Source organism: Myxosarcina sp. GI1, from assembly GCF_000756305.1.
Classification (GTDB): domain Bacteria; phylum Cyanobacteriota; class Cyanobacteriia; order Cyanobacteriales; family Xenococcaceae; genus Myxosarcina.
Genome location: NZ_JRFE01000060.1, coordinates 106,947 through 116,633, shown reverse-complemented (window position 1 = coordinate 116,633; position 9,687 = coordinate 106,947). Strand labels below are relative to the sequence as shown.

Genomic DNA, 9,687 nt, shown 5'->3' with positions numbered 1-9,687 from the left:
AAAATCGTTACCTGCCGTAGGGGCAATTCGCGAATCTCCCCTACAGGGGTACCGTAGTCTTCAGCCACAATAGACTGTACCGCCGCCGCAAACCCATCTTGCAATGCACCCTTATAGTCGGGCGTGGAAACAAAGATAATGGGTAAATAATTTAATTCGGGATGTCGCTGACGAATAGTTTTGAGGATGCCGTCCATATCATCCCCCCGCGTTTCGGTTAATCCTGTCGTTAGCAAACCTAGTAGATCGGGTTGGGCTTTTTCTACTAGGGTTAATATTGCCTGTTCGATATTTTCCTCACCACCCAAAATCGTCGAAACCTCGGTCATTGCTGTAGTTGCTAGAGGGATCGCCTCGCGGAAATGCCGTACCAACAATACCTTGGCAAACGCCGTACAGCCTTGAGAACCGTGAAACAAAGGTACGATTCCTTTCAATCCCAAGAAAGCCAAGGCTGCACCTAAAGGTGGACTCTGTTTGAGAGGATTGACAGCGACGGATTTTTTGTTGCGGGTGATGGTAGTCATTTTATTTACCATTTAACATTTATCATTTATCAGTGCAGAATGTTCATTGTTCGATGACCAAGGTGCTGGCTGTCTGACCTGTTGCCAGATAGGACTGTGGAGGGCGCGATCGAATTCTTTTGCCATTTCAATCAGTCCGACGTATCCCGCATAGGGAGTATGACGTTCTTGGTTGATATCGAGGAAGGGAATACGGGCTTTGAGAGCGGTGTATTGGTTGCGTCCCCCCGCTACAAGCATATCGGCTTTAGTTTTGGCAATTACTTTTAATAGCTCTTTAGCGTTACCTTTAGCCAGTTCGATGCCGTCTTTACCCAATAATTGTCTGATTTTGGCTTTATCTTCTTCAGTACTCTTCTTAGTACTAGTGGCGGCTACGTGCATTCCTAAATCTTGTGCGGCGGAAATTACCGACCAGCTTTTAACTCCCCCGGTATATAACACCATCCGCTTACCTTCAAGTCTGGTACGATAGGGCGCGAGGGCGACATCCAGTTTGGCAGTTTCTTCGGCAATTACTACTTCTACCCGTTGTTTTAGGGCATCATCCCCAATTTTGGCGGCAATATTTCGCAAGCAACGGTTCATATCGGCAATGCCGTAGAAAGATTCTTCAATATAGGGAATACCATAACGTTCCTCCATTTTACGCCCCATATTAATCAGGGCTTTGGAGCAAATCATGACGTTGAGCTTGGCACGATGGGCGTAGCGAATCTCTTCAAAGGTTGCATCTCCAGTTATTTTGGAGAGTACGCGAATGCCTACTTTTTCAAAAAGCGGCAATACGCCCCAAAGTTCCCCAGCAATGTTGTATTCCCCGATTAGATTGATGTCGTAAGGAGTAGTGTATTCGGGTTCGGCAGTACCGACCACGTAATCTAATAAAGATTCTCCAGCCAATCTATTCCCTAAGTTTTTACTGCCGACAAAACCAGGAGAATTAACGGGAATGATGGGAGTATTAAACTTATTGGTCGCTACTTCGCACACTGCATCTAGATCGTCGCCAATTAGAGCAGTTACGCAGGTAGAGTAAACAAAGACCGCAGGAGGCTGATAGCGTTTAATCACTTGAGCGATCGCCTTATACAGCTTTTTCTCGCCGCCAAAAATAATGTCATTTTCGCTGATATCTGTCGTAAAACCCATTTTATAGGTAGTGGCACCCGAAGATAAACTACCGCGACTGCCCCAAGAATTACCCGCACAGGCGATCGGTCCGTGAACCAGATGAGCCGCATCGGTAATGGGAACGAGAGCGATCGAAGCTCCATCAAAGGCACAACCTCCCTGAGCCGCTCCTGGTTGGGCTTGCTGTTTGCAGGCTTTGTTTTTACCTGGTTCTTTTTTATGATTGTGTTCGCAACCTGGTTCGTTCAAAAGGTCGGCGATTTTGCCTTTGGTGAGTTTCATAGTTCCTTCTTGGTTAGTGATAGGTAGGGTGGGCAAATTTCTCTAGCTACCGATCGCAGATTTTCAGTAAGTTATCTTTGCCCACCTTACGATTAGTGGGCGATCGCCTAACAATTAACAGATATATTTGGTAATATCTTCGCCACAGTCACCTTCTAAATAAGTAAGGGCGCGGAGGCGCAGACTGACAACTTCGTTATAGAGAGGATTGAGTTTGCACAGAGCGGGAATGTGAAAGGTTTTGCTAAAGAGCTTTACATCGCGCTCAAAGGGACAGGTACAGGGAATTAAATTACAAAGAAAATGCGCGAATTTGTCGTTAGTAACTTCGATGCTGTTTACCCAGCGACGGAGGGGATAAAAAGGATCGAGAGGGAATTTTTTAAAAGGGTTTGCTGAGTAAAATTGGTTTCGAGTTCGAGTAATCATAATTGCCTCAAGGTTTTGAAACCAGTTCTAATTCTTTCCCCAGGCAACCCACGACGTTATTAGTTTCTAAAAAATGAACCGAATATATATAGGCGGTTTGGAGATAGGTACCGATAGAAATTATGTAACCTTCATCTCCTTTATTAGCTAAGGTTTCGCCTACTTGTCTGCCTGGAAAAGTACCGTCGTTACGAATCTTTTTACGGACTCTAACTTTGGCTTCGAGTGGAAAATCTGGTTCGCGATCGAGTTCTACTTCGCCTAGTTTCATAATCAATTTCCTTATGTTGATAGAAAGTAAAAGGCAGTAGGGAATAAGTAATATATTTTACTTAGTTTGGCGATCGCAGGAAAAATTTCCTTCTGCCCTCTGCCTTCTGCCTCCTACCTCCAAACTATTATTAACGAATCAGATCGAAAGAAATATCAGTTTTAGCGGGAATAATCGTCTGGCGATCGAGTTCGTCGAGGATGGTGTTAACGATCCAGTTATGGAGGTTGAGCGTGCCTCTGTAACCCATAGTTTCATAACGGTGCATGTGGTGGCGATCGAAGATCGGATAGCCAATGCGGACTAGAGGAGTATGGGTGTCGCGCCAGAGGTACTTACCGTAAGAGTTGCCAATCAAGAGATCTACGGGTTCGGTGAAGATAAGACTACGTAAGTGCCAGAGGTCTTTTTTGCCCCAGATAGTAGCACCTTTACCGTAGGGACTGGCATCGAGAACGGCTTGTAGTTCTTCCTCAAATTCTGGATTGCTGTTGGTAACGACGATATGAACTGGTTCTGCGCCTAATTCTAGTAAAAAGTTAACCAAACCAAATACATGATCGGGATCGCCGTAGAGAGCGATGCGTTTGCCGTGAATCCAAGCTTGAGAATCGTTGATCGCATCGACTGCACGTCCTCTTTCCTCTATCAATTCTTGGGGTACGGGTTTGCCAGTTAGTTCGGATAATTTAGTTAGAAACTCGTCAGTACCGCGAATACCGAAGGGACGGACATTATAGGTAGACTGTCCCCATTCTTTTTCGATGTAGTCTTGAGTTTTGGGAGTAGTGTATTTTTGGAAGAAAAATGTACCTTCAGAATTGATCGAGTCACCAGCTTCTTCGAGAGTGGTCAGACCGTTGTACATTTTGAATTCCCCAGTATTGGGAGAATCAAAAGCATCGGCATTGTCAGAAAGCACGGTGTAGTCGATACCAAATAACTTGAGAATCCGTTTTAGTTCGCGAATATTGCCAATATAGGGATCGAACCCTAAGTTAAAGTTATACTTACCGTTGGTAGTTTCGGTTTTCTTGCCTTCAGTCAAGCATTCTAAAATACCCTTGAGCATATTGTCGTAACCAGTAATGTGAGAGCCGACAAAGCTAGGAGTGTGGGCGTAGGGTACGGGAAAGTCTTGAGGAATCGAACCCTCGTTTTTCGAGGTTTGAATAAATGAACCCAAATCATCACCGATTACCTCTGCCATACAGGTGGTGCAAAGGGCAATCATTTTGGGCTTGTACAGTTGATAGGAGTTTGCCAGCCCATCTACCATGTTTTTGAGTCCGCCGAATACTGCTGCATCCTCAGTCATCGAGGAAGAGACAGCTTGGAAGGGTTCTTTAAAGTTACGAGTTAGGTGGGTGCGGAAATAAGCAACGCAGCCTTGGGAACCGTGAGAGTAGGGTAAAGTACCTTCAAAACCAGCCGCCACAAACAAAGAACCTAGAGGTTGGCAAGCTTTAGCAGGGTTGACGGTTAGAGCTTCACGGGAAAAGTTTTTCTCGCGATAATCCCAACTTTTCGTCCATTCAGCGATGCGGGATACTTCTTCAGGGCTATGTGCGCCTTCAAACTGGCGTTTGTATTCAAATAAATCTTGATAAGTATCGGTTTGAAATAAATCGAAGTGGTCTTGGATTACACCTGGCTCGGAAGCTGGTTCTGAAGCTACAGGAGCATTAACGTTGTTTTCAGTATTCTCAGTCATGACTATTACTTATCCTTTTATCTGTCATTTGTCATCGTCGCTCGTTGTTCGTTTCGCTTCATAGACTGCTAACGAGCGATTAATATCGATTTGAAGTAGGTAGAGTGGAGCAGCAGCTTAAATTTCCTTCTGCCCTCTGGAGGGGCTGTCTTTTGAGATTTCCTCAAAAGCTTGTACGCCCCGTCCCCCTGCCTTTTATTTATCCCAAGGATTGTTAATTAAATCCCAAGTGGGGTTGTTGATTGCTAAATCCATATCGCGGGCAAATACAGCAAATCCTTCATAACCGTGATAGGGACCTGAATAATCCCAAGAGTGCATTTGACGGAAAGGTAATGCCATTTTCTGGAAGACATATTTTTCCTTAATTCCTGCTGCAATCAAGTCGGGATTTAGTTTTTTGGCAAATTCTTCAAATTCATGACCGCTGACATCATCGTAGATAACCGTGCCGTCTTTAACGTAATCTGCGGTGCGTTTGTAGTCGTCGCCATGACCAAACTCGTAGCCAGTACCGATCACGTTCATGCCTAAGTCTTCAAAAGCTGGAATTACGTGACGGGGACGCAGTCCACCAACCATCATCATTACTTTTTTGCCTTCGAGGCGTGGACCGTATTTAGCTACAACTTCATCCATTTGTGCTTGGTGTTCGGCAATTACCTGCTCGGCTTTTTCTTGGATAGTTTCGTCAAATTGAGCTGCAATCTTACGTAAAGATTTAGCAATTTGAGTAGGACCGAAGAAATTGTATTCTAACCAGGGAATACCATATTTCTCTTCCATATGACGGCAGATATAGTTCATCGACCGATAGCAGTGGATTAGGTTCATTTTAGCTAGTGGAGTCATGACCACCTCGTTAAATGTACCGTCTCCAGAGAATTGAGAAATTACGCGCAAACCAATAGCTTCTAGTAGTCTTCTGCTGGGCCAAGCATCACCACCGATGTTGTAGTCACCGATAATGTTGACATCATAAGGACCTGGTTCATATCCTTCAGGAGTTTTGCGATATTCATCAGCTTTGGGTAATACCCAGTCACGGACTGTATCGTTAGCAATGTGGTGTCCTAAAGACTGAGAAACACCTCTAAAACCTTCACAACGAACGGGAACTACTGGTTTGCCAGTGTCTGTGGCTTTCTTCCGAGCAACCGCTTCAATATCATCCCCAATCAGACCGATAGGACATTCAGATTCAATAGTAGTGCCTTGGCTTAAGGGGAATAGTATTTCTAGTTCGTCGATTAGTTTGGCTAGTTTTTTGTCACCACCAAAAACGATATCTCTTTCTTGGAAATCTGAAGTAAACTGCATCGTACCGAAGGTATCTACGCCAGTGGTTCCAATGTAGTAATTACGACGACCAGACCAGGAATAGTAACCGCAACCTACAGGACCGTGACTGATATGGATCATGTCTTTAACCGGACCCCAGACTACTCCTTTGGCTCCTGCATAAGCACAACCACGAGTGGTCATTACCCCAGGTACGGATTTTTTATTAGATTTTACGCCACAGTCAGAATTATTTTCTTCATATACATCGAGGTGCTTAGAACGTCTTTTAGCTGCCTTTTCAGGATAGGCTTCTAATACCTCTTCGATCAGTTTTTTGTTCTTTTCTACAGTTGACATGATGTTCACCCCTTAGTTCGGTTATTAGGTATCGGGTTTGAGAGGGTATGGCATTGCCATACCCTTTACAGAATTATTTGGCAGCAGCAGCAGCAGCTTTATCAGCTTCGATCGCTTTTTGGTATTCTGCGTCAGAATCCATAAATCCATATTCAACTAATAACTCTTCGAGTTCATCCATGCTGATGGGAGTAGGAATTACTAAGTTGGTATTATGTTCGATTTTGCGAGCTAAAGCACGGTATTCACCAGCTTGAGGGTGATCGGGTTCGTACTCAATAACAGTCATACGACGTAATTCTGCTCTTTGAACCACGTTGTCGCGAGGAATATAGTGAATCATTTGAGTACCGAGTTTTTCAGCTAAAGCTTCGATTAGTTCGATTTCGCGGTCAACTTTACGGCTGTTGCAGATCAAACCGCCCAAACGAACACCGCCAGAGTGAGCATATTTGAGAATACCGCGAGCGATATTGTTGGCGGCGTACATTGCCATCATTTCACCAGAAGTAACAATGTAGATTTCTTGGGCTTTACCTTCACGGATGGGCATAGCAAAACCACCGCAAACAACGTCACCCAATACGTCGTAGGATACTAAATCTAGATCTTCGTAAGCACCTTCTTCTTCGAGGAAGTTGATAGCAGTGATAATACCGCGACCCGCACAGCCTACACCAGGTTCGGGACCGCCAGACTCAACGCAACGCACGTTGTTGTAGCCAGTGAGTAATACTTCTTCTAGTTCGAGGTCTTCGACTGAACCTCTTTCGGCTGCTAAGTGGAGAATAGTAGTCTGAGCTTTAGAGTGAAGCATTAAGCGAGTAGAGTCTGCTTTGGGGTCACAACCTACGATCATGACTCTTTGAGTTTCTGAAAGTGCAGCAATGGTGTTTTGAGAAGTAGTGGACTTACCGATACCGCCTTTTCCGTAGAATGCAATTTGTCTCATGGTTATTTCTCGCTATGTTTAGTGTTTGGTGGAAAGTTGAAATTAAGAAAGTAATTACAGATGATGCAAACCAAGATTTGAGTCTTGTTGTATTGAGTTGGGAGAATTACGTCTCTGCGAATCCTCAATTCTTGAAAGTTACGATCGTCTGTATATCTAAGAGAGAGGTTGAGTTGGGAGAAAATGTGTGCTGAAAATATAGAGTACAAGAAGTGGTTCTAACCGAGAAGGATTGTAAATTGGAGCTAGATAAAGACAGTTAGTAGTTAGTTTGACTGGGATGGAAAATTTCGTTTCCTGCGAACTTTAAGCTTTATCAAATGCCAATCTTAAATCCCGATGAGAACTACGCTGGTGGCGATCGCTCTCCGTAGTTATGGGGGTTGGAAGTGTGCATTTTATCTGGGGAAGTAAGGGTTTAGGAAAGTAGGGGAGTAAGTGAAATAAAAAAAATAACAGTAATTACTTATTACTTAATTACTCACTACTTATTACTTAATTAGACTGATTCGACAGTTAAAGTAGGCAATACTCGGTCTTGCAAAGTGGCTTCAATGGCAAGTTTTAAAGTTTCAGTAGAAGAAGCACAGCCGCTACAAGCACCTTTGAGAATAACTTTGACGACATCTCCTTCAATGTCGAATAGCTCCATATCGCCGCCATCTACAGCTAGAACTGGTCGAATTTCTTCGTCGATTACTCGTTGAATTAAGGTGATTTTTTGGAGATTGGTTAAAGTTTTTGTGGCTGTCGTAGTTGGAGTTGTTGGTGCGGGAATGAGATTAGTGTCCTGCCAAACTTGGGTTGCTACCGCTACACTGGTTTCTTTTTCGGTAGCTATTTCCGTTAGCAGGTCGTCAATATCTGGTAAACAAGAGCTACATCCACCCCCTGCTTTAACGTAGTTGGTTACTTGTTCTGCACTTGTAAGTCCATTCTCGCGAATTATGCGTTTGATTTTTGTATCGGTGACACCAAAACAGCGACATATAAGATTTCCTTCATCTTCTTCGTGGGTGTCGAGAGGAATGCCTTTGTAGTTAAAGATAGCAGCTTCTAAAGCTTCCTGTCCCATTACTGAACAGTGCATCTTTTCTTCGGGTAAGCCGCCTAAAGAGTCGGCAATTTCTCTGTTGGTAAGTTTGAGAGCTTCTTCGACTTTTCTGCCTTTGAGTAATTCGGTTAGAGCCGAAGACGAGGCGATCGCGCTGGCGCAGCCAAAGGTTTGAAATCTAGCATCTTCAATAATTTGAGTCGCTTCGTCGATTTTAAGGTGTAGCTTAAGAGCATCTCCACAGGCAATGCTGCCTACTTCTCCAGTGACGATTTTTTCTCCTTCCTGTTTCTCCGTAATCTTGCCTTGATTGCGGGGGTTATGGAAGTGTTCCATTACTTTGTCTGTATAGTCCCACATTTTCAGTTACCAGTTATCAGTTATCAGTTATCAATTTTTCGTAGGGGGCAAAGCAGTGCCTTGCCCGTACAATTTAGCGAACGGCAAGTACGGCTGCTTCTTGTTCTTTGAGCCAGTCGGCATCGTCGCTGTTAAAGGGAGAAAGTTCGCGGAGGCGGTTGATGATGCCTGGCAGAACTTCCAAGACGCGATCGATTTCGGTTTCGGTAGTAAAACGGGAAAGGCTAAAGCGAATCGAACCATGCAGTACGCTATAGGGCAGTCCCAAAGCTCTGAGTACGTGAGAGGGTTCGAGAGAACCAGAGGTACAGGCCGAACCAGAAGAGGCACAGATGCCATACTCGTCTAGAGAAAGTAAGATTGCTTCTCCTTCAATGTATTTAAAGCCAATGTTAGTAGTGTTGGGTAAACGATTAACTGGATCGCCATTGATTACCGTATTGGGAATAGTAGCGAGAATACCTTGTTCGAGTTTATCCCGCAGTATTTTTTCCCGACCGATATCTACAAGATGTTGTTGTGCCAATTCGGCTGCTTGACCCAAGGCAACTATACCCGCTACATTTTCCGTACCGCCTCTACGTCCTCGTTCTTGGTGTCCGCCAATTAACAAAGGACGAAATCTAACACCTTTACGCACATATAAAGCACCAATGCCTTTAGGAGCGTGAATTTTATGACCAGAGATTGTTAGTAGATCGATCGCGCTAGTTTTCATATCGAGGGGAATTTTCCCTACAGCTTGTACCGCATCGACATGAAATAACGCGCCATATTCTTTAACGATGCGTCCGATTTCCTCAACAGGGAAAATTACACCAGTTTCGTTGTTGGCATACATGACAGACACTACTGCCGTGTTGCCAGTTAGAGAGGCTTCTAGCTCATCTAAATCTAGCTGTCCTTGGCTATTTACCGAAAGATAGGTAACGGTGTAGCCATCTCTTTCCAATCGGCGGCAGAGATTTAAAATCGCGGGATGCTCTACTTCGGTAGTAATAATATGTTTTTTATTTGGTTGAGCTTTTAAAGCGGCAAGAATGGCTGCATTATCTCCCTCAGTGCCGCAACTGGTAAAGATAATTTCGGAATCTTCCGATCCTAAAAGCGAAGCTACTTGTTTTCTGGCATTTCTGACGGCGCGACCGACTTGTCCGCCAAAGGTATGCATACTAGAAGGGTTGCCATAATAGATGCTGAGATAGGGTAGCATTGCTGCTAAAACATCTTCATCTATTTTGGTCGTAGCGTTGTTGTCGAGATAAATGCAGTCATTCATTGCTCTTTCTCATTAAATATTCCGTGACTTGGTTTAAACGAGCT

9 protein-coding genes are annotated in these 9,687 nt (G+C 44.1%); all 9 read right to left on the bottom strand.

All coding sequences use genetic code 11. The features are described from left to right. A partial coding sequence (locus KV40_RS30560; RefSeq protein ID WP_036489341.1) for a nitrogenase component 1 occupies window positions 1-527 on the bottom strand: 527 nt, incomplete at its 3' end. 12 nt (window positions 528-539) lie between these two features. Next, entirely contained in the window at window positions 540-1,943 is a 1,404-nt protein-coding gene (gene nifE, locus KV40_RS30555; RefSeq protein WP_036489267.1) for a nitrogenase iron-molybdenum cofactor biosynthesis protein NifE, read from the bottom strand. Window positions 1,944-2,057: 114 nt separating this feature from the next. Beyond that, window positions 2,058-2,372, bottom strand: a complete 315-nt coding sequence (locus KV40_RS30550; protein ID WP_036489265.1) for a Mo-dependent nitrogenase C-terminal domain-containing protein — start codon at window positions 2,370-2,372, stop codon at window positions 2,058-2,060. A 7-nt stretch (window positions 2,373-2,379) separates the two neighbouring features. Next, window positions 2,380-2,643, bottom strand: a complete 264-nt coding sequence (locus tag KV40_RS30545) for a nitrogen fixation protein NifZ (RefSeq protein WP_036489264.1) — start codon at window positions 2,641-2,643, stop codon at window positions 2,380-2,382. A 130-nt stretch (window positions 2,644-2,773) separates the two neighbouring features. Beyond that, window positions 2,774-4,357, bottom strand: a complete 1,584-nt coding sequence (nifK, locus tag KV40_RS30540) for a nitrogenase molybdenum-iron protein subunit beta (RefSeq protein ID WP_081942974.1) — start codon at window positions 4,355-4,357, stop codon at window positions 2,774-2,776. Between the two features lie 195 nt (window positions 4,358-4,552). Next, on the bottom strand, window positions 4,553-5,998 hold the full coding sequence (nifD, locus tag KV40_RS30535; RefSeq protein WP_036489262.1) for a nitrogenase molybdenum-iron protein alpha chain: 1,446 nt from the start codon (window positions 5,996-5,998) through the stop codon (window positions 4,553-4,555). Window positions 5,999-6,071: 73 nt separating this feature from the next. After that, a complete protein-coding gene (gene nifH / locus KV40_RS30530; RefSeq protein ID WP_036489259.1) occupies window positions 6,072-6,950 on the bottom strand; it encodes a nitrogenase iron protein in 879 nt (292 codons plus the stop codon). Between the two features lie 499 nt (window positions 6,951-7,449). After that, window positions 7,450-8,364, bottom strand: coding sequence for a Fe-S cluster assembly protein NifU (nifU, locus tag KV40_RS30520; protein WP_036489257.1), 915 nt, complete (start codon window positions 8,362-8,364; stop codon window positions 7,450-7,452). A 73-nt stretch (window positions 8,365-8,437) separates the two neighbouring features. Beyond that, entirely contained in the window at window positions 8,438-9,643 is a 1,206-nt protein-coding gene (nifS, locus tag KV40_RS30515) for a cysteine desulfurase NifS (protein ID WP_036489256.1), read from the bottom strand. Between the last annotated feature and the right edge of the window lie 44 nt (window positions 9,644-9,687).